At 63.2% G+C, this 25,623-nt stretch carries 20 protein-coding genes; 8 read left to right on the top strand and 12 right to left on the bottom strand.

The window, feature by feature from the left end; translation table 11 throughout:
• Window positions 1–110 precede the first annotated feature (110 nt).
• Window positions 111–1,418, top strand: a complete 1,308-nt coding sequence (locus P3T24_RS18335) for a solute carrier family 23 protein (protein ID WP_429436630.1) — start codon at window positions 111–113, stop codon at window positions 1,416–1,418.
• Between the two features lie 99 nt (window positions 1,419–1,517).
• Here the strand turns inward: P3T24_RS18335 and P3T24_RS18340 are convergent, their stop codons facing one another.
• Window positions 1,518–3,182, bottom strand: coding sequence for a Na+/H+ antiporter (locus P3T24_RS18340; protein WP_429436632.1), 1,665 nt, complete (start codon window positions 3,180–3,182; stop codon window positions 1,518–1,520).
• 381 nt (window positions 3,183–3,563) lie between these two features.
• On the opposite strand from P3T24_RS18340, the gene P3T24_RS18345 reads away from it, so the two are divergent.
• On the top strand, window positions 3,564–4,832 hold the full coding sequence (locus P3T24_RS18345) for a sensor domain-containing phosphodiesterase (RefSeq protein ID WP_429436634.1): 1,269 nt from the start codon (window positions 3,564–3,566) through the stop codon (window positions 4,830–4,832).
• Window positions 4,833–4,876: 44 nt separating this feature from the next.
• Window positions 4,877–5,581 carry a copper homeostasis protein CutC gene (locus P3T24_RS18350; protein ID WP_429436637.1) on the top strand — a complete coding sequence of 235 codons (705 nt, stop codon included), beginning with the start codon at window positions 4,877–4,879 and terminating at the stop codon, window positions 5,579–5,581.
• A 63-nt stretch (window positions 5,582–5,644) separates the two neighbouring features.
• Here the strand turns inward: P3T24_RS18350 and P3T24_RS18355 are convergent, their stop codons facing one another.
• The 9 genes from P3T24_RS18355 to P3T24_RS18395 all read right to left on the bottom strand — a co-directional run bounded on the left by P3T24_RS18355 (window position 5,645) and on the right by P3T24_RS18395 (window position 17,988).
• Window positions 5,645–9,238, bottom strand: coding sequence for an indolepyruvate ferredoxin oxidoreductase family protein (locus P3T24_RS18355; protein ID WP_429436639.1), 3,594 nt, complete (start codon window positions 9,236–9,238; stop codon window positions 5,645–5,647).
• A gap of 204 nt (window positions 9,239–9,442) precedes the next feature.
• Window positions 9,443–10,495: an ion channel gene (locus P3T24_RS18360; RefSeq protein WP_429436642.1), complete on the bottom strand. Its 1,053-nt coding sequence runs from the start codon at window positions 10,493–10,495 to the stop codon at window positions 9,443–9,445.
• 124 nt (window positions 10,496–10,619) lie between these two features.
• Window positions 10,620–10,865 carry a hypothetical protein gene (locus P3T24_RS18365; RefSeq protein WP_074263162.1) on the bottom strand — a complete coding sequence of 82 codons (246 nt, stop codon included), beginning with the start codon at window positions 10,863–10,865 and terminating at the stop codon, window positions 10,620–10,622.
• An 89-nt stretch (window positions 10,866–10,954) separates the two neighbouring features.
• Window positions 10,955–11,176: a hypothetical protein gene (locus tag P3T24_RS18370; RefSeq protein WP_074263163.1), complete on the bottom strand. Its 222-nt coding sequence runs from the start codon at window positions 11,174–11,176 to the stop codon at window positions 10,955–10,957.
• A gap of 110 nt (window positions 11,177–11,286) precedes the next feature.
• Complete coding sequence (locus tag P3T24_RS18375; RefSeq protein ID WP_429436645.1) at window positions 11,287–12,198, bottom strand: carbohydrate kinase family protein; 912 nt, start codon at window positions 12,196–12,198, stop codon at window positions 11,287–11,289.
• Between the two features lie 5 nt (window positions 12,199–12,203).
• Entirely contained in the window at window positions 12,204–13,496 is a 1,293-nt protein-coding gene (locus tag P3T24_RS18380; RefSeq protein ID WP_429436648.1) for an AGE family epimerase/isomerase, read from the bottom strand.
• Window positions 13,493–14,479 carry a LacI family DNA-binding transcriptional regulator gene (locus P3T24_RS18385; RefSeq protein WP_429406909.1) on the bottom strand — a complete coding sequence of 329 codons (987 nt, stop codon included), beginning with the start codon at window positions 14,477–14,479 and terminating at the stop codon, window positions 13,493–13,495. Before P3T24_RS18385 ends, P3T24_RS18380 begins: the two co-directional genes overlap by 4 nt.
• Before the next feature lie 340 nt (window positions 14,480–14,819).
• On the bottom strand, window positions 14,820–16,667 hold the full coding sequence (locus P3T24_RS18390; RefSeq protein ID WP_429436650.1) for an EAL domain-containing protein: 1,848 nt from the start codon (window positions 16,665–16,667) through the stop codon (window positions 14,820–14,822).
• Window positions 16,668–16,962: 295 nt separating this feature from the next.
• On the bottom strand, window positions 16,963–17,988 hold the full coding sequence (locus P3T24_RS18395) for a bile acid:sodium symporter family protein (protein WP_429436652.1): 1,026 nt from the start codon (window positions 17,986–17,988) through the stop codon (window positions 16,963–16,965).
• Window positions 17,989–18,473: 485 nt separating this feature from the next.
• On the opposite strand from P3T24_RS18395, the gene P3T24_RS18400 reads away from it, so the two are divergent.
• The 3 genes from P3T24_RS18400 (at window position 18,474) to P3T24_RS18410 (ending at window position 21,771) form a co-directional block, all read left to right on the top strand.
• Window positions 18,474–19,007 (top strand): hypothetical protein, encoded by a 534-nt coding sequence (locus tag P3T24_RS18400; RefSeq protein WP_429436655.1) that lies wholly within the window; start codon window positions 18,474–18,476, stop codon window positions 19,005–19,007.
• Between the two features lie 559 nt (window positions 19,008–19,566).
• The gene (locus P3T24_RS18405) at window positions 19,567–20,661 is read left to right on the top strand and encodes a porin (RefSeq protein ID WP_074263168.1); all 1,095 of its coding nucleotides are present in this window, start codon (window positions 19,567–19,569) and stop codon (window positions 20,659–20,661) included.
• A gap of 171 nt (window positions 20,662–20,832) precedes the next feature.
• Window positions 20,833–21,771 (top strand): LysR family transcriptional regulator, encoded by a 939-nt coding sequence (locus tag P3T24_RS18410; protein WP_074263169.1) that lies wholly within the window; start codon window positions 20,833–20,835, stop codon window positions 21,769–21,771.
• A gap of 16 nt (window positions 21,772–21,787) precedes the next feature.
• On the opposite strand, the gene P3T24_RS18415 is transcribed toward P3T24_RS18410, so the two are convergent.
• Window positions 21,788–22,747: an NAD(P)H-dependent flavin oxidoreductase gene (locus P3T24_RS18415; RefSeq protein ID WP_429436658.1), complete on the bottom strand. Its 960-nt coding sequence runs from the start codon at window positions 22,745–22,747 to the stop codon at window positions 21,788–21,790.
• A 317-nt stretch (window positions 22,748–23,064) separates the two neighbouring features.
• On the opposite strand from P3T24_RS18415, the gene P3T24_RS18420 reads away from it, so the two are divergent.
• The gene (locus P3T24_RS18420) at window positions 23,065–23,955 is read left to right on the top strand and encodes an alpha/beta fold hydrolase (protein WP_074263171.1); all 891 of its coding nucleotides are present in this window, start codon (window positions 23,065–23,067) and stop codon (window positions 23,953–23,955) included.
• Window positions 23,956–23,966: 11 nt separating this feature from the next.
• Here the strand turns inward: P3T24_RS18420 and P3T24_RS18425 are convergent, their stop codons facing one another.
• A complete protein-coding gene (locus tag P3T24_RS18425) occupies window positions 23,967–24,437 on the bottom strand; it encodes an Lrp/AsnC family transcriptional regulator (RefSeq protein ID WP_429436660.1) in 471 nt (156 codons plus the stop codon).
• Window positions 24,438–24,549: 112 nt separating this feature from the next.
• Here P3T24_RS18425 and P3T24_RS18430 point away from each other — a divergent pair, with 112 nt between their 5' ends.
• Window positions 24,550–25,464: a DMT family transporter gene (locus P3T24_RS18430; protein ID WP_429436663.1), complete on the top strand. Its 915-nt coding sequence runs from the start codon at window positions 24,550–24,552 to the stop codon at window positions 25,462–25,464.
• The last annotated feature ends 159 nt before the right edge of the window (window positions 25,465–25,623 follow it).

Raw genomic sequence — 25,623 nt, forward strand, 5'->3', positions numbered from 1 at the left:
CATCCGCTAAGTGCCTGCTAAAAACGCGGCTGCTCTGCCAGGGGCATCACAGTCGCATCCGCATTCAACCCGCCCGACGCCAACCACGCCGATAGAGGAGACCTCCCGCCATGGCCGATTCCTACTTCCCCCGCTGGCGCACTCAGCCGAGCGCCGTTGAGGGCCGCGTCGTCAACACCGATGAACGGCTCGCCTGGCCGCAGATGTTGGCGATGGGCATCCAGCACGTCGTCGCCATGTTTGGGTCGACTGTGCTCGCGCCGCTGCTGATGGGCTTCGACCCGAACCTGTGCATCTTCATGTCGGGGATCGGCACACTGCTGTTTTTCGTCGTGGTGGGTGGCCGTGTGCCGAGCTATCTCGGCTCGAGTTTTGCCTTCATCGGCCTCGTGATCGCCGTGACCGGCTACGGTGGACACGGTTTGAACAGCAACATCCCGGTGGCGCTCGGCGGGATCGTCGCGTGCGGCGTGGTGTACGCGATCATCGGGCTGATCGTTTCGGCGGTCGGCACGAAGTGGATCGAGACGCTGATGCCGCCGCTCGTCACGGGCGCGATTGTCTGCGTGATCGGGTTGAACCTCGCGCCGATCGCCGTCAAGGGCGTGAGCGGCAGCAACTTCGATTCGTGGATGGCGCTCGTCACCGTGCTGTGCGTCGCGGCGGTCGCCGTGTTTGCACGCGGCATGCTGCAGCGCTTGCTGATCCTGGTCGGCCTGCTGGCCGCCTACGTGATCTACGCGATCGTCACGAACGGTCTCGGCATGGGCAAGCCGATCGACTTCTCGATTGTCGCCAACGCCGCGTGGTTCGGCATGCCGCATTTCACGGCACCGGTTTTCAACGCGCAGGCAATGACCTTGCTGGCGCCGATCGCGGTGATCCTCGTCGCAGAGAATCTCGGCCACATCAAGGCCGTAAGCGCGATGACCGGTCAGAATCTCGATCGTTACGTAGGCCGCGCATTCATTGGCGACGGTCTCGCCACCATCGTCTCGGGTTTCGCCGGCGGCACGGGTGTCACGACCTACGCGGAAAACATCGGCGTGATGGCCGTGACGAAAATCTACTCGACGCTGGTGTTCGTGATCGCCGCGCTGATTGCGCTGGTGCTCGGCTTTTCGCCGAAGTTCGGTGCGGTGATCCAGACGATTCCGGGACCGGTGCTGGGCGGCGTGTCGATTGTGGTGTTCGGGCTGATTGCGGTGACAGGCGCGCGCATCTGGGTGGTCAACAAGGTGGACTTCTCCGACAACCGCAATCTGATCGTCGCGGCCGTCACGCTCGTACTGGGCGCAGGGGACTTCTCGCTGAAGCTGGGCGGTTTTGCGCTTGGTGGCATTGGGACTGCTACCTTTGGCGCGATCATTCTTTACGCTTTGCTGCGCCGCAAGCCCGCACAGCAACCGGCTCTGTGAGCGCACGCTAGCCGCGTCAGAGCCAGGTGCGTCGCCCGGGAGGCGCGTGGATCAATCAGCGAGCCGACGACTGACCGAGTCATGAGCGCGCGTCTACGTTCACGCGCGCGCCACGCCGCGCGTGATCAGCGCCGTCTCCGACAGATCCACTTCGCGCATCAGCTTGTTAAGTGTTTCGTCGTTGATCTTCTGCGTGTTGCGCAGCGACAGCAGCACCGCGCGTTCCGCGCGAATCGCAGCCAGCTTCATCTGAAACTCCAGCGCCTCGGCGCGGCGGGCCTGCTCGCTCGGAGGCGTAGTCGCATCGCCGAGGGTTGCGAGACGGCGACGGTAGATATCCATCACGCGTGCCGTCACATCGGTCGCATAGGCCGCAGCCGATTCGTCGAGATCGGCGCTCGCGGTCTCGTGCAGATCGTCGACGGCGCGAATCGCCGCTTGCGCCGCGAGTTTGCGCGCGTGCCGTTCCTCGGCTGCATGTGGATCGCGCCCGCGCCGCCAGCCCTGCAGCAGCAGCGGTAACCCCACCACCGCCACGAGCAGCGACACGAGGATCACGCCCGCCGCGATGAAGATCGCCAGATCGCGTCCCGGCAGCGCCATCCCGTTGGGCAACGTCTCCGGCAGTGACAGCACACCGGCCATCGTCACTGCACCGCGCACGCCGGCCACCGTCGTGATCGTGACGGTCCGCAGGCCGGGCACCGCGTTCGCCATGCCCTGCTTCGCGGCGCCGCGGCTCGCATACCAGCGCAGCAGCCATACCCACACAAAGCGCAGCGCATACAGCGCAACCGCCACTGCGGCGATATAGCCGATCAGCAATAGCACCTGCTCATTGCTGGTCTCGTGTGCGTCGATCAACGCCCGGCCGAGGATATGCGGAAACTGTAGCCCGAGCAGAATGAACACCATGCCATTGAAGACGAATTCGATCATTGCCCATGTGCTGTTGGCCCGCACCCGCTCCGCGACCGGCCCCGCATGCGCGATGCTGGTGTAGTTCATCATCATCCCGGCGGCGACCGCTGCGAGTATTCCGGACCAGCCGAAATGCTCGGCAAACAGATAGGCCGCGAACGGGATCAGCAGTGTCATCACGACGCCCGGTGCCGGGTCGCCGTTCTCCATCACGCTCAGAAAACGCGCGGACACGAAGCTGAACAGCCAGCTCACCACGGCACCTGTCGTGAGCCCGCCGAGCGCGATGATCACGAAACTGATCGAGGCGTCGCGCAGCGAGAACACACCGGTCAACGCGGCTGCGATGGCGAACTTCAGCGCAACGAGGCCCGACGCATCGTTCATCAGCGCCTCACCCTCCAGGATGTGCATCAGTTGCCCCGGAATCCGGTTCTTGCCCGCGATGCCGGTCAGCGCGACCGCGTCGGTCGGCGAGAGCACGGCAGCCAGCGCGAAGGCGACGGGCAGCGAGATAGCCGGCACCAGCGCGTGCACGAAATAGCCGACCGCCAGCACCGTCATGAAGACGAGTCCGAGCGCGAGCAGCAGGATCGCGCGGCGCGCCATGAAGAACTCGCGCTTGGGGATGCGCCATCCGTCCGCGAACAAAAGCGGCGGAATGAAGAGCATCATGAAGATTTCCGAATCGAAGGTGACGTGCAGCCCTAGCCTGGGCCACGCGAGCAGGGCGCCGAGGACGATCTGTACGAGCGGGAGCGGCAACTTGACCGGCATCACGCGAACGGCACCGGAGGCGGCCACCGCAAGCAGGAGGATCAGGACAGTGAAGACAATTTCCATCTGGCTCGTTTAAGGAGAAGACAGCGGGTTTTGTGCGTAGGCCGCGGGTGTTCTGACTGGGGACATAAGGCCGAAGTTTAGCCCGAGGTCTCGACCCGGCGGCACGCCTTACCGGTTGAAGCGCGCTGCTCAGGACAATTCATGCTCCGCAAATAGCGTTTTTTGGGTAACGGCGACGCACCGAATCGGTGCGTTATGCGCCCGGACGCAACGCCGGCAGCTTTAGTCGGTGCAGCGCCGCATGCAAACTTCGCTTGAACGTGCGCCAGCGTGCGCACGGACCTTGCTTATGGAGTATCGATGACGCACATTTTGAGAACCGGCGCTGTGGGTGTTCGCCTCCGCGGTTGGACCGGCCCGGCTCTCGCGTGAGAGGAATGCATGACGATTGCGCAACAGGAAAGAACGGCCGCCGCACCGCACGGCTTCGAGGTGAGTGTGACCTCGGGGCTCGAGCGGTATTCGGTGCGGCACGGGGATCTGGAGCTGACGAGCGTGTTTCAGCCGATCTTCAGTTTGTCGCATATGCGCGCGGTCGGCTACGAAGGTTTGCTGCGCGCCCACGACGCGCTCGACCGGCCGGTGTCGCCGCTCGACGTGTTCGGCCAGGCGGCGCGGATTGGCGACGTGCTGCAGGTGGACCGGCTGGCGCAGGCGCTGCATCTGGAGAACTTCAAGGTGCTCGGCGCCGAGAAGGAGTGGCTGTTTCTCAATGTCCATCCGGGGGCGTTGACCGATCCGTACCATGCCGCCGCGCTGCTCGCGAATCTGCGGCGGCTTGATCTGTCGCCGCGGCGCATTGTGCTGGAGGTGCTGGAGCAACGCGCGGAAGACCTGGAGCGGCTCGCGGATGCGGTGCGCAAGTTCCGTGAACTCGGCTTCCTGATTGCATTGGACGATTTCGGCGCGGGACATTCGAACGTCGAACGGATCTGGCAACTGAACCCCGACATCGTCAAGCTCGATCGCATCATGCTCTCGCATGCCGCACATCGCGCCGACATGGCGACAATTCTGCCGGGCCTCGTCGCGCTGCTGCACGAAGCGGGCAAGCTCGTGCTGATCGAAGGCGTGGAGACTGAGCACGAGGCGCAGATGGCGCTCGGCTGCAACGCCGATTTCGTGCAGGGCTTTTTCTTTGGCCGGCCGAACCCGGGTGCCGCGGACAGCGCGCAGGCCGTGATCTGCATCAGCGAGGTCACCGAGCGCTATCGCGACCAGACTGAAGCACGCGAGCGGCGCAATGCGAGCCGGCTGGCGCCGTATATCCGCGCGTTCGAACGCGCGGCGGAGCGGCTCGCGGCCGGCGAGCTGCTCGATGAGGTGTGCTGGAACTTCCTCGCGCTCGATCACGCGGCACGTTGCTTTTTGCTCGACGAGAAAGGCCGTCAGGCGGGACGCAACGTGGTGCTGCGCGCCGACCGGGCCTCGCATGAGACGCGCTTTTTGCCACTCGCCGATGCCCAGGGGGCGAACTGGTTGCGGCGGCCATATTTTCGCGCGGCGATCAATGCGCCGGACAGGGTGCATGTGACCCGGCCGTACCTGTCGATCAACGAGGCATTGCCGTGCGTGACGCTGTCGGTGGTGACGCATGTCGGTGAGCAGACATGTGTGCTGTGCGGGGATATCGATTGGGTGGAGGAATAGCGGCCCTGAGATAATGTCGGTTTTAGCGACGCCGATTTGCCGCCATGTCCGAATCCCACGTTTTGCTGGAAGTCATCGCCACCACGGTCGCCGACGCGCGGCTTGCCGCGCAGGCGGGAGCCGACCGGCTCGAGTTGATTACGGGCATGGGCGAAGGCGGCTTGACGCCCAGTCTCGGGTTGATCGAGGCCGTGACGGCGGCCGTCGATATTCCTGTGAATGTGATCGTGCGGCCGCACAGCCGTTCGTTCGTGTTCGACGACGATGACTTTGCGGTGATGTTGCGCGACGTGCGGGCGGTCGCCGCAGCGGGCGCGAGCGGCGTGGTGATCGGGATGCTGACTCCTGACGGCGAGATTGACCGCGAGGGTTTAGCGCGGGCGATCGACGCGGCGGATGGTCTTGCGATCACGTTCCACCGTGCGTTCGATGAAACCCGCGATCTGCATGAGGCGCTCGATGTACTGCTCGGGTTCGACGCGGTCACGAATGTGCTGACCTCGGGCGGCAAGCCGTCGGTGCTGCAAGCCGAAGAGATGATTCGAACGCTGTTGCAGCAGGCGGCGGGTTCGCACTGCACTGTGCTGGCTGGTGCAGGTTTGACGGTGGATGCCTTGGCCGGATTCGTTCAGTCCACCCGCGTCAAGGCGGTGCACTTCGGCTCGGGCGTGCGGATTGACGGGAATGGGCTGGCGCCGCTGGATCCGCAGAAGATTGCGCGTGTGCGGGCTGCACTGGAGGCGACGTAGGATCGTTCCCTGTCCTGATGTTCGCGACGAATCACCCCCGCGGCGGCCCGCACCTTTTCAGATTCACTTCGCCACAACCACCGGAATCCCTCGCAAGGTTCCAGCACCCTTTGCCTCTTCCAGCGCCTGCTTGACCGCAGCGCCCGTCGCCGCTTCGATCTGCAGCCTCGCAGCCAGTTCGCGTTCGGAACGCTTCACACCGGCCAGATTCGCCAGCTTCACATGCCCGTATCCACGCACACGAGCATGCAGATCCGCTAGCTTGACGACCTCCTCGACATTACCTGCCTCGAGCTTCGCAAACGCTCGTTGCAGGGTGGTTTCGTAATCGTCCGCCAGTTCGCGTTCCATCCGGCGTTCCAGTGTGCGGCCAAACGGATCGAGCATCGTGCCGCGCAGCCCACGGAATTTCGCCATCGTGCCAAGCACCGGCCACAGCCATTGACCGAATGTCTTCTTCACCGGATTCGCGCCATGCCTGGGACTCGACAACGTGGGCGGAGCGAGGTTGAATTTCACACCGAAGTCCTTGCCCGCGACGCCTTCGAATTGCGCTTCCAGCGACGCCCGGAACGCGCTATCCGTATGCAGGCGCGCCACTTCGTATTCGTCCTTCACAGCCAGCAGACGGTAGAAAGTCGTCGCAACTGCACGCGTCACACGCTCGCCTGATGAAGCTCCACCGACACTCGCCTCGGCACGCCGTGCCGCATCCACCAGCGCGCGATAGCGCTTCACATAAGCCTCGCCGCCATACACGGCAAGACGCGCTTCGCGATGCGCGACCAGTTCATCCACCGTATCGATGCGCAGCGGTTGTAGCGCACCGTGCCGAGCTTGCCACAATGCTTCGAGTGCCGCCGGATCAGCCGCCGCGAGGCGGCCGATCGAAAACGCCAGCTGATTCATCTGCACTGCGACATTGTTCAATTCAATCGCGCGCATCATCGCGGCAAACGACACCGGCACCAAGCCGAGCTGCCACGCAAAACCGAGCATCAGGATGTTCGCGCCGATCGTATCGCCAAGGAAACGGGTGGCGAGGGCCTGCGCATCGCATGCCGACATACGCTCTTCACCTGCCGCGTGACGCATCTTGTCGATCAGCGCGCCGGCGTGCAGGTTCGCGTCCGGGTTCTGCACGAAGGTTGCATTCGGAATCGCATGGGTATTCACGACAATCCGTGTGCGACCGTGACGGACAGTCTGCAGTGCATCGGAACTCGCCCCTACAACCATGTCACACGCCAGCAGCACGTCGGCCTGCTGCGTATCGATGCGCACCTGATTGAGCCATTCATCTCGTGCTGCAAAGCGCACGAACGAGAGCACCGAGCCGCCTTTCTGCGCGAAGCCCATGAAGTCGAGTACGGAAGCGCTCTTGCCCTCCAGATGCGCAGCCATGCTGATCAGCGCGCCCACCGTCACGACGCCCGTGCCGCCGACGCCCGTCACGAGAATGTCGTACGGTGCGGCGTCGAGCTGGGTGGCCGGCACCGGCAGGACATCGACGCGCGCAGCCAGCGCCGCTGCATCGAATGCCACGCCCGCGGCCTTCTTGAGCTTGCCGCCTTCGATCGTCACAAAGCTCGGACAGAAGCCGTTCACGCAGGAAAAGTCCTTGTTGCACGACGACTGTTCGATGCGGCGCTTACGGCCGAGCGCAGTTTCAACCGGTTCGACCGACAGGCAGTTCGATTGCACGCCGCAATCGCCGCATCCTTCGCAGACCTCTTCGTTGATAAAGAGGCGTTTGTCCGGATCGGGAAACTCGCCTTTCTTCCTGCGACGACGCTTTTCGGCCGCACAGGTCTGGTCGTAGATCAGCACGGTGACGCCGTCGATATCGCGTAGCACGCGCTGCACTGCGTCGAGCTCGCTGCGGTGATGAAACGTGGTGCCCTTCGGGAACAGGTCGTGATGACCGTCGTACTTTTCCGGCTCGTCGCTGACCACGACAAAGCGCGACACGCCTTCCGCTTCCACCTGACGCGCGATTTGCGGCACCGAGATGCTGCCGTCGACCGGTTGACCGCCCGTCATCGCGACCGCATCGTTATAGAGAATCTTGTAGGTGATGGTGGCTTTCGCCGCGACTGCCTGGCGGATCGCCAGAATGCCCGAGTGGAAATACGTGCCGTCACCGAGGTTCTGGAAGACGTGGCGCGTTTTCGTGAACATCGAATGCGAGGCCCAGTCGACGCCTTCGCCGCCCATCTGGATCAGGCCGGTGGTGTCGCGTTCCATCCACGAGGCCATAAAGTGGCAGCCGATACCCGCTTGCGCGATCGAACCTTCCGGCACCTTCGTCGACGTGTTGTGCGGGCAGCCGGAGCAGAAGTACGGCGTGCGCTTCACGGCATCGGCGGCGTTCGAGAGAATTTTCGGCGCCACCAGATCGACCACACGCTCACGGCGATCGAGCGCGGGCTTGTGCCGCGCGAGCCAGTTCGCGAACACCGGCAGGATGCGCGAGGGCCGCAACTCACCAAGCGACGACAGCAGTGACGACCCGTCCTGCGCATGCTTGCCGATCACCACCGGACGCGCGCCGTCCTGCCGGTTGTACAGATAGTCTTTGATCTGCTGTTCGATGACCGGACCCTTTTCCTCGATCACGAGCACTTCGGAGAGACCTTCGACGAACGTGTCGATGCGCGTCATCTCCAGTGGGAACGACAGTCCAACCTTGTAGATCCGCACGCCTGCCGCTTCGAGATCGGCGACCGTGAGATCGAGCCGGCGCAGCGCTTCCATCAGGTCCAGATGCGCCTTGCCGCAGGTGACGATGCCCACGTTCGCATGCGGACTCGGTGCGATCCATTTGTCGATGCTGTTGCTGCGTGCAAAATGGCGAACTGCATCGAGCTTGGCCGCGAGCCGGGCTTCGATGGTGAGACTCGGCAGATCGGGCCAGCGGTTATGCAGACCACCGGCGGGTTCGACAAAATCTTGCGGAGCGGTCCATTGCGTTTGCAGCGCATCGAGATCGACCGTCGAGCCCGATTCGACGGTTTCCGAAATTGCCTTGTAGCCCACCCATGCGCCCGAAAAGCGCGACAGCGCCCAGCCATACAGCCCGAACTCCAGCATGTCGGCGACGTTGGACGGATTCACCACCGGCATATGCCAGGCCATCATTGCAAAGTCGCTTTGATGCGGCATCGACGACGACACACAGCCGTGATCGTCGCCCGCGACCACCAGCACGCCACCATGCGGCGACGAGCCGTAGGCGTTGCCATGCTTGAGCGCGTCGCCGGCGCGGTCAACGCCAGGACCCTTGCCGTACCACATCGCAAACACACCTTCGACGGTGCGCTCCGGATCCGATTCGACCCGCTGCGTGCCGAGCACGGCGGTGCCACCGAGTTCTTCGTTGATCGCCGGCAGGAAGCGGACATCGCTCGCTGCGAGCAGTTTGTTCGCCTTCCACAATTGCTGATCGACCATACCGAGCGGCGAGCCGCGATAGCCGCTGATGAAGCCCGCCGTATTCATGCCACGCGCCTTGTCGAGCGCGCGTTGCATCAACACGAGACGCACCAGCGCCTGCGTGCCGGTCAGAAAAATGCGGCCGCGGGTGGCGGTGAGGTTATCGGTCAGCTTGTAATCGGCGAGGGCGGGCGTGCCTTCGATGGGCAAGCGGGCGGTCATGGCGAGTCTCCGTTTTTATGCGTCCGCGCGAAGTGGATGGGGACCACAAAGGCTTCGCGTCGAAAGAGACTCTATTTTTTAGCGCCGATTGGAGAAAATTATTGCTAGTTTCCAGGTTTGCTCACGCAAAGCAGTGAAGTACTTCGCGAATTCGGCCGGTTTTGAGATAGATCTGCCATCGAACCCAACGGGGCCTTATTTACCCTACGCGCCTGGCACCGCCCGTGGGTCGATCGCGGCGGCTGGGACCGGCGGCGCCATGGGTTCAAGCGGTTCGACTTCGTCGAAGTGGACGTAATCGATATGGCTAACCCCTTCTTCTTCACGTAGCAGGTCGACATACTTGTACTGCCAGCGAATCGCATCAGCTTCCCAGGTATGACGCGCCTGCATGGTTTGCGCGGTCTGGTCGTCCGCGCCTTCGATGGAAATCAGCAAGGACGCTTCGCGCGCCTTCATCGACTCGGCCGTCTCACCGAACAACGGGCTCGTCTCGTCGATGATATGCATCAGGGTCCAGCTAAACAGAAACGCGGGATGCTGATCGCGTACGAGCGTCAGGTCATAGAGCTTGCGTAACGTGTAGCCCTCGGGAGAGGTTTCGACGCGCATCAGGCGCATTCTGCCGTGCGCCTCGGCGATCAGGTTCTGCCGGCCGTTCGCCGCGCGCGCCATCAGTGTCATGTGACCGTCGATAGGCCGCACTACGGCGTAGCGCGAAAACATGATCCTGGCGCGCGGCCGCGAGAAGCGCGCGAAGATCAGGCCGGTCGCCAAGGCGATGCCTGACATGCCGACGAAAATTTCGAGCGTGGCGATCCAGTGGGCGTAGACCGTCTGTGGATGCATGTCGCCGTAGCCGACTGTCGCGAGCGTTTCGACGCTGAAGAAGAACGCGCCGCCAAAGCCGGCGGGAAACTGATTGGCAATCGGCTTCGTGCCGAGCATGTAGAGCGAAGCGAACGTGGCGTTGAGCAGCAGGAACATCAACGCCAGCGACACGAAGAACACGGGCCATTTGACCACTAGCGCGCTGTGGTAAATGTCCTGCCAGAAGCGGACCGGCATGCCGTGCGCAATGATCGTGCGCGAACCGAATGGAATCTCGCGGCTGCCACGAGGCAGCCGCTTGCGCGACGTGGCCTCGGCGTCCGCAGCGGCCGAGTGGGTGCTCGCGCCGGTGCCGGGCATGGAGCCGAGGCCAGGGGGCGGCCCCGAGCTTGGGCCGGTCGTGCGGTCTGACGTATTGGTGGCCATTGCGTGTTTGTCGGCATGAAAACGCGCAAAGCGTAGCACGCCGCACGGCGTGCCCTTGCAGATTTTGGGCGCTTCACCGCGCGTCGCAATGCGGCCTCAGTCCGCCTCGTGCGAACTCACGCCATCACGGGAAAGTGCGCGGTTTCGGAATTCCCGCGCCGTGTTCGATATCCGTGACCGCCTGTTGATGGGCCGCTTCAATCGCTTCGGTTTCACCGGCGTAGCCGGCGTCGCCGCCGACCGTTTTCCACGCCTGCACCGCGCGTTCGAGATGACGGATTTCAAATTCCGCATCCCATCGCGCACCTTGTAACTCGAGGGGGCGCACGTGAATCGAGTACACGCCATAGAGGAAGAGCTGTTCAGCCATTATCGCCTCCAGCCGGTTGTTTCCAGAAAAGCGCCACGCAGCGCGAACGTGCTGCCGGCACCAACGGCACCAGCATGTGGGGTGCCTGCCTAGAATTCGATTTCGCCGAGGATGCGATGAGCCAGCGCTTTGGCTTCTTCGAGGGCTTCTTCCTCGGTGGTCGAGGTGGCCTCGACTTCGTAGACTGTGTTCTCCAGCTCGCCGCCCTCGTCGCGCGAGAGCGTGACGAAACCGCGGTACGCTCCACCGTCTGCCGGCTGCACCGTGGCAACGGCCGTGTAGAGTCCTTTGGTGTAGGTGACGTCCTCCATGATGCTTCTCCAGCAAGGGGGAGATTCCATCCTAGCACGCCGATTCGGGACTCACCGGCCATCTGTGTGACACCCTGGTTAGCGCGCCAAATGTCGGCGCGCCGCGCAGCTCACCCCTGCAGCAACGCCACCACTTCATCGAGCGACGGCGAGTGCGCACCGGCATGACGGCAAGCGGCCGCGCCGGCTGCCAGCGCGAAGGCGAGATGCTCCGGCCAGCCGCGTTGTGGCGCCGTCATCAGGCTGAACAGCAGGCCGCCAATCGACGCGTCGCCCGCGCCGACCGTATCCGCCACTTCGACACGCGGCGGTTGGGCTTCGATGATCGTGTCGCCTTCGATCAGCGTGGCCTTCTCCGAGCCACGCGTGACGAGCACGGTCGCCTTCGGATTCATCGCTCGCAGCTGGGCGAGCGCGTCGGCTTCGCTGGTCTTGAACAGCAGGCCCAGGTCTTCGTCCGAGACCTTGATGAGGTCGGCGAGCGCGGCCATCTTGCGCAGCGTCGGCTCATAGCCGTGCGCCATCAGATTGCGGTAATTCGGGTCGAAGCTGATCTTCACGCCGCGTTCGCGCAACTGCGCGGCGAGCGTGGCGAGCGTGTTGCCGAGCGGCTGGCGCACGAGACTGATGCAGCCGAAGTGCGCCCACTTCACCTGGCCCATCCAGCCTTCCGGCAGCTTCGAGGGATCGAAGGCGAGGTCGGCGCCGTTCTCACCCATGAAGAAGTACGCCGGCGGGTGCGTCTGATGAACGATCGCCAGCAGCGGCGGTCGTTCTACGCGCTGCATGAAGCGCATGTCGAGACCGGCAGCGACGCTGGCGTCCCAGAGCTCGTCGGAGAAATTGTCGGTGCCGAGCGAGCCGACGCAGGCGGTCCGCAGGCCGAGCCGCGCGACCGCGCGGGCGACGTTCCAGCCCGCGCCGCCTGGGCGCGATAGCCATTGCGAGTCGCCGGTGCGCACGAGGTCGGTCAGGATGTCGCCGGGCGAAACGAAGAGGGGAAGTTCAGTGCTCGCGCTCATGGTGCTCACCGTGCGGATTCAGTTGTGTTGGATGGGGCGTGCGGCAGTGCATGCATCAGCACTTCGTAGCATGCACCCATCGTGTGATAGTCGGTCTTGCCGGCCGGGCTTTTTTCATCGCTGTACTTGCGATTGTCGCAGGTCAGGATGCGATACCACGCGCCGTATTTGTGGTCGACGAAGTGCGTCCAGCTATAGCGCCAGATCTCGTCGTACCAGTCCCAGAAGCGTTCGTTGCCGGTGCGCTTGCCGAGCAGCGCGGCGGTCGCGAAGGTCTCAGCCTGGACCCAGAAATACTTGTCGTGATCGCAGACCGTGCCGTCCGGGCCGAAGCCGTAGTAGAGGCCGCCGTGATCGTCGTCCCAGGCGTGCGTCATGGCCGCGTCGAAGAGTTCGATGGCGCGCGGCAACAGCCACGGCAGCGGGCGATGGCGCTCGAGGATCAGCAGAAGCTTCGCCCACTCTGTCTGGTGACCGGGCTGGAAACCCCACGGACGGAAAATGTTCGAGCTGTCTTCCTCGTTGTAGTGCCAGTCCACCGACCAGTCTGCGTGGAAATGTTCCCACACGAGACCCTGGGAGAGCTTGGCCTGACGCAGCGTGATGTTCGACGCCACGCGTTCGGCACGATCCAGATACACCAGATGGCCGGTTGCCTCGTAGGCGGCGAGCAACGCCTCGGTGGTGTGCATGTTGGCGTTCTGGCCGCGGTACGAGCTCACGCGCCAGTCGGGCGTCGCTTCGTCGGCGTAGAGGCCGGCGGCGGCATCCCAGAAGCGGTGCTCCATCAGCTCGAAGGTGGCGCCGATCATCGGCTTCGCTTCTTCGATGCCGGCCATCGCGGCATGCGAATAGGCCAGCAGCACGAAGGCGAGTCCATAGCAATGACGGGTGGCGTCGAGTACGTGCTTGGTGCCGTCGCGCCAGTCGAACTCCCAGTCGTAGCCCTTGAGTTCGGCGTCCCAGTGCACGTCCCGCAGGAAATTCAGGCCGTGGCGCGCGTATTCGAGGTGCTGCGGATCGCCGAACTCGCGATACGCCATCGCGTAGTTGAACACGTAGCGGCAACTGCTGACGAGATGCCGCGTCGTGCGGTTGTAGATCGAACCGTCGTCGCTGAAGAAGTGATAAAAGCCGCCGCTCGGGTCGAACACGTTGGGCGCGTAGAAGCGCAAGGTGTCCTGGATGTGCGAGAGCAGAAATTCGCGCTCGCGGAAGCTGGCGACAGCGGGCGCCTTGGGCGTCGCGGCGCCTGCGTGATCGGGATGGTCGGGATGAAGCTGATCGGATTGTGTCATGGTGTTTTCACCGAGGTACTGGCACGTGCGATGAGATGAACGGGCAGGTGGACTTCGAGTTGCGTGGGCGACTCTTCAAGCAGCAGTTCGACGCCGCGCCGGCCGAGCGCTTCCTTGTCGACGGCGATCGTCGACAGTGGCGGGGTGGCGTGAGCGGCGGCAGGGATGTCGTCGAAACCGATGATCGCGATGTCCTGCGGAACGCGCAGGCCACGTGCGAGGCAGACGCGCAGCGCAGCAAGCGCGGCGGCGTCGTTGTAGGCAAATACGGCGTCGGGACGCTCGCCGGGTGCATCGAGTACGCGTTGCATGGCGAGCGCGGCGCCGGTGTCGGGGTCGAGCCCGGCGTCGATGGTCACTTCAAGCGAGGGGTCGAACAGCAGACCCGCTTCGAAGAACGCGCGCCGGTAGCCGAGCGCACGCTGCGCGATGCTGAAATGGGCGAGCGAGCCACCGATGAAGGCGATGCGCTTGTAGCGGTGCTGGAACAGATGGCGCATCGCCAGCGCCGCGCCGGCCGCGTTGTCGAGGTTGACTGACCGCAGCCCCGGCGCCCACAGGTCGATCAGCACGAGCGGGCGCTGCATGGCGACGAGCGTAGTGAGCGTTTCAGGCTCGACGAAGCCGGCGACGGCGACCGCGTCGGGCGCGTGCAGGCGCATCTGCTGGATCACATCTTCCGTGGGTCCTGCAGTCAGCACGGAGGGCACGATGCCGCGCTCGCGGCAGGCGTCTTCGACACCGTGCAGCACGTGCGAGAAGAACGGGCTGGCGGCGAAATTATTGTGCTGGCGGTGCAACAGAAAGGTCAGCCGGCGGATGCGCGGGCGCAACTGGGCCGGGTCGTAACCGAGCTGACGCGCGGCCTCGACGACCCGCAGGCGGGTGGCGTCGGAGAGGCCTGGCTGATTCTTCAGCGCGCGGGAGACGGTGCCGATCGACACGCTGGCGGCGCGGGCGACATCGCGGATGGTTGTGGCCATCTGGGTGGGCGGCGAGCGCAGTGCTGGCCGCTGGCTAAGTTGATTTCGGGGGATTGTATAGTAAAACTGGCGTAAATATCCCTGCACTCATGCGAATCGGTACGCGTAAATACCCGTATATAAGGAATAAAGGCGGTTTCATTGTGTTTAGTAAAATCAACTAAACATGAGGCTGAATTTGCGGGAAAAGTGAGTTTTTAGGGGTGAATAGTAGGAGTCCGAAGCATTGTCCGGCGGGTTGAAGAGCCGCAGTCGACAGCGCGAGGCTACCGAACCGCTGCTCTTGCGAAAGCCGATGTCCGGGGCGCCCCTCGGTCGAGCAGGCGTGGCGGCCGTCGTCTCAGTCGAACGCCGCGTGGCGCGCGTCGGTGTGCCCCTGCAACAGCGCGTCGCTCTCATCCGCCCCGATCAGCACGAATCCGCCCGGGTCCTGCTTCGCGCGCCGCTTTGCGAGCGCCGCCACCGAGGCGACTTCCTCGCTGCTATACAGCGTCGGACCGACATGGGACTCAATGTGCACGCAGCCGATCGCCATGGTCACAAAGCTGAAGAAGGTCGCATTGCCACGCCGGTCTTCGCCGTGGATGCCGCCCGCGAGCCGGTCCTCGGGCGCGTAGAAGCGTTGCGCGCCTTCGTTGAACAGCTGGATCGCGCGCAATACGCGCTCGCGCCAGTCGTCACTCTGGAACAGGATCAGGAAGTCGTCGCCGCCAACGTGGCCGAGAAAGTCACGGGTGGGATCGCACACGTCGGCCAGCACGGCGGCCGCGAACTTCAGCACTTCGTCGCCCTGCCAGTAGCCGTACTGGTCGTTAAAGGGCTTGAAATGGTTCAGGTCGACATAGCAGGCGTAGAAGCCGGCGTCGTGGCCGAGCAGCCGCGCGATGTGCGAGCTGATCGGAATGTTGCCGGGCAGGAAGGTCAGCGGGTTCGCGTAGCGCGCCGCTTCGATGCGCACTTCGGTGACGGCACGCACCAGGTTCTCGCCGGTGCCGAGGCCCGCGTATTTACCGTTGTCGGTGATGACGAAGCCATCGGCGAGATACCGCTGGTCGTCGCTCGCTAGCAGCTTGGCCATCTGCTCGACCGTCATTGATTTTTCGATGATCACCGGCGACGCGTTCGCAAACAGCAAGCAGGGGCGCTTGCCGAACAGCTCGCGGTGGTACGGCAACGCGTAGCGCTCCATGAAGGCGCGCCGGTTGATCAACGCCACTGGCTCTTCGTTTTCGACCACGGCGACCGCGTGCAGATCAGGCAAGCGGTTGAACAGTTCGAGCACCTCGTTGTTGGTGGCCTCGCGCGGCAACGCAGGCGCATGCACCATCATCTTGGCCGACGCCATGCCGCCCGAAGGTGATGCGCTGACCGCGCGCGTCGCTTCCGGAAACACGGCAATGTGCCCGGCGCGAATCGCCTTGCGGGCGTCGTCCGTCACCATGCGGGCAGGCTTTGCATTAGGGCGGCCGAAGAAATAACCCTGCCCGCAGTTGATGCCCATGTCGCGCAGCACGATCAGATCCGCTTCGTTTTCGATGCCCTCGGCTACCAGCTTTGCGCCGCTCGCGCTGGCGAACTGCTGCATGGCGCGCACGGCCTCGAACTTCAGCGGGTCACTTGCAATGTCGTGAATAAAGAACCGGTCGATCTTCACGACGTCCGGCCGCAGGCGCACCCACAGATTCATGCTGGCATTCGCGGTGCCATAGTCGTCGAGCGCGAATTGCGCGCCGGCTGTGCGCAAGCTCGTCAGTGCCGACAGGAACTGGCCGATGTCGGGAATCGCGCTTTGTTCCGTCAGCTCGATCACGATGCGCTCTGGGTCCACGCCCGCTTGCCGCAGCAGCCCGAGGGTGTCCTCGCGGGCCTCGGCGAGCTGGCGCAGCGCACCCGCGCTGAAATTCAGAAACAGCTTGCCCTCGCAGGCCGACTGCGCGAATGCCCGCACGCAGATGAGCGCGGCGGCGCGCTCCAGTTCGAGCACGCGGCCCTCGGTGTTTGCCAAGGCGAACAACGCGAATGGTGTCTCCAGCGGCGAGCCGGCAGGTCCGCGAATCAGCCCTTCGTAGCCCAGGATCGCCCCGTCGTCGAAATCCACGATCGGTTGAAATACTGCGGACAAATCACGCCGGGCGATCAAATCCTCGATGCTGGGCGCGGCAGAACGAGGGGGCGAGCGAAGTGGCATGGCATTCGGCCAAAGCGGTGAACCGTCGGCTTATCGGCAACGCCGCAGGGAAATTAAGTGAATTTTTAATGACAAGACGCACTGACGTGGTGCGCCCGCGCCGTATCCTGGCGCGGGTCGGAATGGAATCCGGTTCACCCGGCCGTCTTGTTTGCATTGCGCCTATGCCATCAGGCCAGGGCGACGGCGCGAGTATTTCGGCGTGAAATAGCGGAAAAGCCGCGCGAAGGCGGCTTTGTTCAGACAGGCTCAGGGAGGGCGCTTTATGAATCTTTTGTTCGACAGGTTTGGCGCGTTAGCGTCGCGCAACGGCCGCCGCGGGGTGGTCCTCTGCGGCCGCGCGAGTTTCAGCGCTCGTATCGCGCGCGCCCCAGCGCTGCGCGAGAGCGGCGCATACCATCAGCTGGATCTGGTGAAACAGCATCAGCGGCAGCACGGCAGCCCCCACCGCGTGCGAAGCAAAGATGACCTTTGCCATCGGCACGCCGGAGGCGAGACTCTTTTTCGAACCGCAGAAGATGATGGTGATCTGGTCCGCGCGATTAAAGCCGAGCCGTTTGCTCGTGAACATCGTGACGGCCAGCGCAAGCGCCAGCAGTACAGCGTTGATGAGCACGAGGCCACCCAGCGCGCCCAGCGAGGTATGGCGCCACAGGCCTTCCGTGACGGCCTCGCTGAAGGCGCCGTACACCACCAGCAGGATCGAACCCTGATCGACGAACTTCGTCACGCTGCGATGGCGCTCGATCCACTTGCCGAGCATCGGCCGCAGCAACTGCCCCGCCACGAACGGCACCAGCAGTTGCAGCACGATATTCCAGACCGTGTGCCATGCGGACGTGCCGCCGCCCGCCTGGTTCGTGACGACCAGGCTGACGAGCGCCGGCGTAATGAAGATACCGAGCAGGCTCGAAGCCGAGGCGCTGCACACGGCAGCCGGCACATTGCCTTTGGCAATCGAAGTGAACGCGATGGACGACTGGACCGTCGATGGCAGCGTACAGAGGAAGAGGACGCCGGCGTAGAGCGCAGGCGTAACAAGGGGCGAAAGGAGCGGTTTGAGCGCGAGCCCGAGCAATGGAAACAGCGCAAACGTGCTTAGCAGGACGACGATATGCAGACGCCAATGGGTCGCGCCCGCCACGATCGCTTCGCGTGAGAGCTTGGCGCCGTGCAGAAAAAACAGCAGCCCGACGGCGAAATTCGTCAGCCAGTTGAACCAGACGGCGGCCTGCCCGTGCACGGGCAGCAGGCTGGCGAAGATCACCGTGCCGACGAGGCACAATGTGAAGTTATCGGGAAGCAGTTTCGGGCGAGCCATTTCGCAATCTCAACTCAATTCGGGTGATGCGGGTAACGCGGAAATACAGACACGCGTGCGTGGCGGCACGTGGCGTTTGCTGTAGGGGGAAGGGACCATTAATAGCGGATCATGATTAAAAAATCAAATTCATTTGCGGAATCGATTGATGAGGATTGCGCCTCTGAGGTGTGTCTAAACCCGCTTGGCGGAGCGGCTGCGCGAGGGCATTTCGGGGCGTTCCAGGTGGTAATCAGGAGACCCTGATTTGCCCCTTGCGCAAGACGTTTGTCGCGCAAAAACGTCGCAGTAACATGGTGTTACAACGCAGTGTCAGGCCTAACACTTTTTGGCTCGACACCCCTCCGACCGACCCATAAATTACTGCTCAAAGGCCAATGGGATGCATAAGTTGCGGATCGACCGCAGCGGGTACGCAAATCCTGGAACAAGCCTCGCCGCAGCTCGAACGGCGGGCTTCAGGCGGGTCTTCGGGCAGGTGAATCATGGTGGACGCAGGGTTGTGGAGAACCAGGCATTGGGTGTTGGGCGCAGTCTTGACTGTGCTGTGTTCGCTCGCCTGTGCCAGAGGGCCGCAAGTACCGCATGGCGGTGGCTTCGGCGGCGGGTTCGCTCATGCCGGCGCTCAGCATAATGCGCGTGCTTACGACGCTCGCGCCGAGCGTGGCGCATCAGTTGAGCGCAACGCCCGGGTCGCGCGCAACGCGGGTACACCGCATGGCGGCTACACCAACGGGCAATCATCACGCGTTGCCGGCAATGGCGGTGGCTACGGCGGCTACAGGGGCGACGCCCGCGCGGATCCGCGCGGCGGATTCCAGTACGCCGGCGCGATTACTACCGTGAGCACCGAGGTTCGCTCGGTGCCACGTCCGCCCGAGGACGAAACGATGGTGCGCGCCGGTTCGATCCGCGCCGACGTCGCGCGCTATAACGAAGAGCGCGGCGCCACTCGACCCGTCCCGCGCCCGCCGGAGTATATGAACCGGCCGCCGGGGCAGTCGCCCTACCGCAACTAGCCTTTTCCTGAACGCTCCTCGTTGACTCCTGCGCGCTCCGCTCGCTCGAGACCGGTCGTCCTGCGCGCCGTCACGAGAACGGCATCGCCAGCCACTTTCTCCTGCTTTCAATCTGTCAGCTAACCTGCGCCCGGTCATACCGTGCGTTGTCTGCCCGTCCAAGTGACGTATGCACGCCACACTTTCATGACAGTACGACGCACGGCACCTTACTGAACCTTCAAATTTTGTCCTTCACCGGGCCGGCCGTCATCGGCGCGGTCCCTGATCCGTTATCTGTCTTTGCGTTGCAGTCCTGGCGGGCCTTCCAGCCCGTTGCGGGGCGAGATATCCCGTGGTGCGGGCGAAAGCCAATCGCGCTTTATCAGTCCGATAAACGACAAAACTAATCGGACCGATATACCGGCAATAACAACCCATATTTTTGTCCACAAAAATGGTCCGCAAAGATGGTCCCGCCCAGATTAACTCGTTGATCTAACGGACGATCGAGAAACCGTTAGCGCGAGCTTCCCCGCCGCACAGCAGCCACACCCTTTTGACAAAGACAGGAGAACCCATGAATACAAATTTCCGCCGTGCGCTCAATACGACTCTCAAGACCAGCGTCATCGCTTGCCTGCTGGCCGGGGGCGCATCGTCGGCGTTCGCGCAATCGAGCGTGCAACTTTATGGTCAGGTCGACGAATGGGTCGGCGACCAGAAATTCCCGGACGGCAAGGGCGCAGCAGAAGTGTCGGGCGGCGGTATGTCGACTTCCTACTGGGGCTTGAAGGGGGCGGAGGATCTGGGCAACGGCTACAAGGCGATCTTCACTCTGGAAGGCTTCTTCCTCGCGCAGAACGGCGCTTACGGCCGCTTCACGGGCGATACGTTCTTTTCGCGTAACGCGTATGTCGGTATCGAATCGCCGTACGGCACGGTCACGGCTGGACGTCTGACCACGCCGCTGTTCGTCTCGACGATCCTGTTCAACCCGTTCGTCGACTCGTACGAATTCTCGCCGATGGTGTGGCATACGTACCTCGGCCTCGGCACCTTCCCGACGTACAACACTGACCAGGGTGTGGCCGGCGATTCGGGCTGGAACAATGCGGTGGAATATTCGTCGCCGAACTTCAACGGCTTTAGCGCCAACGTCATGTATGCCCTCGGCAATACGGCAGGTGAGAACGGCGCGAAGAAGTGGAGCGCCCAGTTCCTGTACTTCCACGGCGCGTTCGCGGCAACCGGCGTTTATCAGTACGTGAACTTCAACGACGCCCCGGGCGATCTGACCAGCCTCGCACAAAGCGTGGGGCTCGCGAGCATGAAGAGCCAGAGCGTCGCTCAGTTGGGCCTGTCCTACGACCTGAAGTACGTCAAGTTCTTCGGCCAGTACATGTACACGTACAACGCACAGGACATCGGCAGCTGGCACGTGAACACCGCACAAGGCGGCGTGACGGTTCCAGCGGGCCCCGGCTCGATCATGGCGTCGTTCGCGTACTCGCGCGACGGCAGCGGTCTGGACCAGACGCGTCAAACGGCTGCAATTGGCTATGACTATCCGCTGTCCAAGCGCACCGATGTCTACGCGGCTTATATGTACGATCACTTCACCAGCCAGACCTCGGGCCAGACCTACGGCGTGGGTATCCGCACGAAGTTCTGACCGGTTCGGGTCGTCACGCGTTTCGTTGTGCTTTGCAAACCCCGCCTTCGGAAGAAGGCGGGGTTTGTCTTTTTAGCTTTATCAATCGGCACCGCGGGCAGAGGTTTGCTGACGCTGCTTTGATAAAGACGGCAAAATGGCGTCGATTGATTCCTCTCGTGAGCGATTGCCATGGATACCCTCGTCAGCATGAAAGTGTTTCGCCATGTCGTCGAAGTGGGCAGCTTCGTCGGCGCGGCCGAGCGCATGGAGATGTCCGCGGCGATGGCGAGCAAACACGTGATGCATCTGGAACAGCAGCTCGGCGCGCGTCTGCTTAATCGCACCACGCGGCGCGTCGCCCCGACCGAGGCGGGGCGCGAGTACTACGAGCGTTTGAGTCAGGTGCTGACCGAACTCGACGAAGCCGGGCAGGCGGTCGGCGCCGCGAGCATCGTGCCGCAGGGGCGTCTGCGGGTGTCGTCGCTATCGGCGTTCGGTCTGAGTCACGTGATGAGCGCAGTGGCCGACTATGCGGCGCAGTATCCGCAGGTCACCGTGGATATGACCTTGTCGGACCGCGTAGTCGAATTGATCGACGAAGGTTTCGATGTCGCGATCCGGGCCTCGCCGCACGGCCTGAAGTCGTCCTCGCTGATCGCGCGGCAGATTGCTACCGCGCACCTCGTGCTGTGCGCTTCGCCGGAGTATCTGCGCCGGCATGGCACGCCCAAGAAACGGGCCGATCTGTCGCGGCACAACTATCTGCAGTACGCCGGTGTATCGGCGCCGGATTTCGTTACGTCCAACGGCGATGGCGGGGCGCGAGTCAGTCTGTCCGGCAACCTGATCGTCAATCAGCTGGAAGCGCAGCGCGTGCTTGTGCTGCAAGGCGCGGGGATTGCCATGCTCGGGACCGAGGTGATCGGCGACGACCTCGCTACCGGCCGCCTGCTGCCGCTGCTGGTTGCCGAGTCGCTGCCGCGCGAGCTGCCCATTCACCTCGTATATGCGAGCCGGCGCCATCTGTCGGCGAAGGTGCGCTCGTTCGTCGATTTTTTTGCGGCGCGTTTTGCCAACGAGGCGCTGTGGCCATCGCTCGAGCAGATCAAGGCGCTGGCCGTAAGCTAAGCGCCGCGCTCACCGGTCAACGCGCGATCCCGAGCCGCGCCTTCGCGTCGTCATATTCCTTCTTCAGACGCTCGACCAGTTCGCCGACGCTCGGCACGTCGTCCATCAGACCGACGCCCTGGCCTGCGCCCCAGATGTCCTTCCACGCCTTGGCCTTGTCGCTGCCGAAATTCATCGCGGTCTTGTCCGAAGCCGGCAGCGCATCTGGATCGAGTCCGGCATTGACGATGCTTTCGCGGATGTAGTTGCCGTGCACACCGGTGAACAGGTTGGTGTAGATGATGTCCGAGGCGCTCGAGTTGACGATCGCATGCTTGTAGCTTTCCACCGCATGCGCTTCCTGGGTCGCGATAAAGCGCGTGCCCATATATGCGAGGTCTGCGCCCATCGCTTGCGCAGCGAGGATCGAGCCGCCGTTGGCAATCGCGCCGGACAGCACGATCGGGCCGTCGAAAATACGCCGCACTTCGCCCACCAGCGCAAACGGGGAGGTCGTGCCTGCGTGGCCGCCCGCCCCCGCTGCGACCAGGATCAGGCCGTCGACACCCGCTTCCAGCGCCTTCTGAGCGTGACGGATGTTGATCACGTCGTGCAGCACGATGCCGCCGTAGCTATGCACCGCGTCGACGATTTCCTTGGCCGGTGCACGCAGGCTGGTGATGAAAATCGGCACCTTATGTTCGACGCATACGCGCACGTCGTGCTCGAGCCGCACGTTCGACTGATGGACGATCTGGTTGACGGCGATCGGCCCGATCACGGCGTCCGGATGGGCTGCCTTGTGTTCAGCGAGCGAGGTCTGGATCTGCGTGAGCCATTCGTCGAGCAACTCGGCCGGCCGTGCATTCAAGGCCGGGAACGAGCCGACGATCCCGGCCTTGCATTGCGCGAGAACCAGATCGGGGTAGCTGACGATGAACATCGGCGAGGCAACAACGGGCAGCGCAAGGTGCTGCAGGACGGCTGGCAATGCCATGGCGCAAGTCTCCTATCAGGCGAGCCGGCGTGCGTCGAACGCCCGGCATATGTGAAGTGTAGTGGCACAGGACGCAGCTTGAGTCGGTGATGGCTGCTGCGCGTGTTGTGCGACTTGCGTTCGGAATCCAGCGGGCTCCATGAAGCCGGCGCAGTTTGCGAACGATCGTTCGATTATAGGCGAATGCCCGCCCCATTGCAGCGATGATGCAGTTGGAGGAAGTGTTCAGGTTCTACGCTTACGTGCCCTATACCACCCCGTATGGACACACAGCGCTCCTACAATGCTTTCACGAACAACGACAAGAGACTCTCGCTATGCCCTTCGAGGATTTCACGCCCTTCCGGGTCGCCGCGGGCGACGTCGACATTTACGGGGTCAAGGGCGGGGCAGGGCCGCCTCTCTTGCTGCTGCATGGCCATCCGCAGACGCACCTGATCTGGCATCGGTGCGCCGCGCAACTGGCACAGCATTTCACCGTGATCGCCACCGACTTGCGTGGCTACGGCGCCTCGGCGAAACCGGCCAGCGACGCCACTCACGCGGCATATTCCAAACGGGCGATGGCGGCGGATCAGGTCGCGGTGATGCGTCACTTCGGCCATGAACGCTTTCTTGTCTGCGCCCATGATCGCGGCGCACGGGTCGCACACCGGATGGCGCTCGATCATCCGGAAGCGGTCGAACGTCTGATGCTGCTCGATATTGCGCCGACGCTCGCCATGTACGAAGCCACCGACCGCACCTTTGCCACGCTGTATTTCCACTGGTTCTTCCTGATCCAGCCGGAGCCGCTGCCAGAGACGCTGATCGGCGCCAATCCGGACGTCTACGTCGAACGTGTGATGGGCAGCCGCCACGCCGGATTGACGCCGTTCGCCCCCGAGGCGCTCGACGCCTATCGCAGCTCGCTGCGGCAGCCAGGTGCGGTGCATGCGATGTGCGAGGACTACCGCGCGTCGGCGACCATCGACCTCGACCATGATCGCGCTGACATCGAACGTGGCCACAAGATTGGCTGCCCGCTGCGCGTGCTGTGGGGCGAGGAGGGTGTGATCGAGAAGTGTTTCGAGCCGCTCGCGGAATGGCGCCGGGTGGCGCGCGATGTCAGCGGGCGGGCGTTGCCGTGCGGGCATTACATCCCCGAGGAAGCGCCAGCGGAACTGGTCCCGGAGATGCTCTCCTTTTTCGAGGCCGTCGAGCAGTAGCCGGGTCGCGCTCAGCCTAGCGGCGGCAGCCTGCGCGCGACCGGCGTCGACTTGATGATGGCGGTGCTGGTTTCCGCGCGCTCCGTCACCCTCGACAGGATTTCGTCGAGCTGCTCGATCGAATGCAGGTACAGACGGCAGACAAAACAGTCGTCGCCGGTCACCTTGTCGCACTCCACGAACTCCGGAATACGGCGGATCACGTCTTCGACCAGATGTAACTGTCCGGGCAACGGCTTCACCCGCACGATTGCCTGCAGCGTGTAGCCGAGCGCGCGCGGATCGATCTGCACGGTGAAGCGCTCGATTACACCTTGAGTCTCGAGCCGCCGCAGACGTTCGGCGGTACTGGGTGCGGACAAGCCGACCCGCCGCGCCAGTTCGCTGACCGGCTGGCGAGCATCTTCCGCGAGCGCCGCCAGCAGCGCCCGATCGGTATCGTCGAGCGTAGCAGGGGGATTGGTTGTAAGGCGATTTGCCATGATTGCCTTCGATTCTTAGGTCCGTGCAATTGAATGCCTAAGTTTAGCCATATATTCAATCATCCGGATTAAATACACTGACTCTCAGGTAATCAATCCTGGGAGAGCGAAGATGGCTGCCGATGAAATGCGCGGGAGCGCCACACGCCGCGGGGCGGCGGAGATGACCGTGGCGATGCTGATGTCAGGGACAATCGGCTGGCTGGTCGTGTCGTCGCAACAGAGCGCGTTCAACGTGGTGTTTTTTCGTTGCGTGTTCGGTGGCGCCACTTTGGCCCTCGTCTGCGCCGCGTTAGGGCTGTTCCGCCGCAATCTTTTCTCCTGGCGCATGCTGGGTCTCGCAGCGCTCGGCGGTGTAGCGATCGTCATCAACTGGGTGCTGCTGTTTGCCGCGTATTCGCGCGCGTCGATTTCGATGGCCACCGCTGTCTACAACACGCAGCCATTCATGCTGGTCGCGCTCGGTGCGGTCGTGTTCCGCGAACGCATCACTGCCTCGACGATTGCATGGCTGCTGGTGGCGTTCGGTGGCCTCGTGCTGGTCGTGCGGGTTGAGCCCGCCGTGCTCGCGATGCCGGGCCGGTACCTTGAAGGAATTGCCTATGCGGTTGGTGCGGCGGCCATGTACGCGGTGTCGTCGATCATCACCAAACATCTGAAAGGCACGCCACCGCATCTGATCGCGCTGATTCAGGTGGGGCTTGGCGTGCTGATGCTCGCTCCGTTCGTACGCTTCGATGCGCTGCCTACCACGGGCGCACACTGGCTTGAACTCGTGACGCTCGGCATCGTGAACACCGGCATCATGTATGTGCTGCTCTACGGGGCGATCCAGAAGTTGCCGACTGCGATGACCGGCGCACTCTCGTTCATTTATCCGGTCGTCGCGATCATTGTCGATCGCGTTGCATTCGGCCAGAAGCTCGCATGGGTGCAGGTGTTCGGCGCCGTGCTGATTTTGCTGGCCGCTGCGGGCGTCAACCTCGGCTGGCGCCTCGTACCGCAGCGCCGTTATTCACCGACCTGAGTCGCCGTGCCCCCGTGCCTCCGTGTCGTGGGATGATAGTGTCAACCTTTTGTAGGGAAATCACCGATGCGGCCAAAAAACCCGCGCAGGTATCATTTGCACAGACGATGATCACGTCGACCGAATTCTGCCGCTCGCCATTTATGGCGAGCGGCTTTC

It is taken from the genome of Paraburkholderia sp. GAS33 (genome assembly GCF_050436645.1).
GTDB classification, from domain to species: Bacteria; Pseudomonadota; Gammaproteobacteria; order Burkholderiales; family Burkholderiaceae; genus Paraburkholderia; species Paraburkholderia phenazinium_B.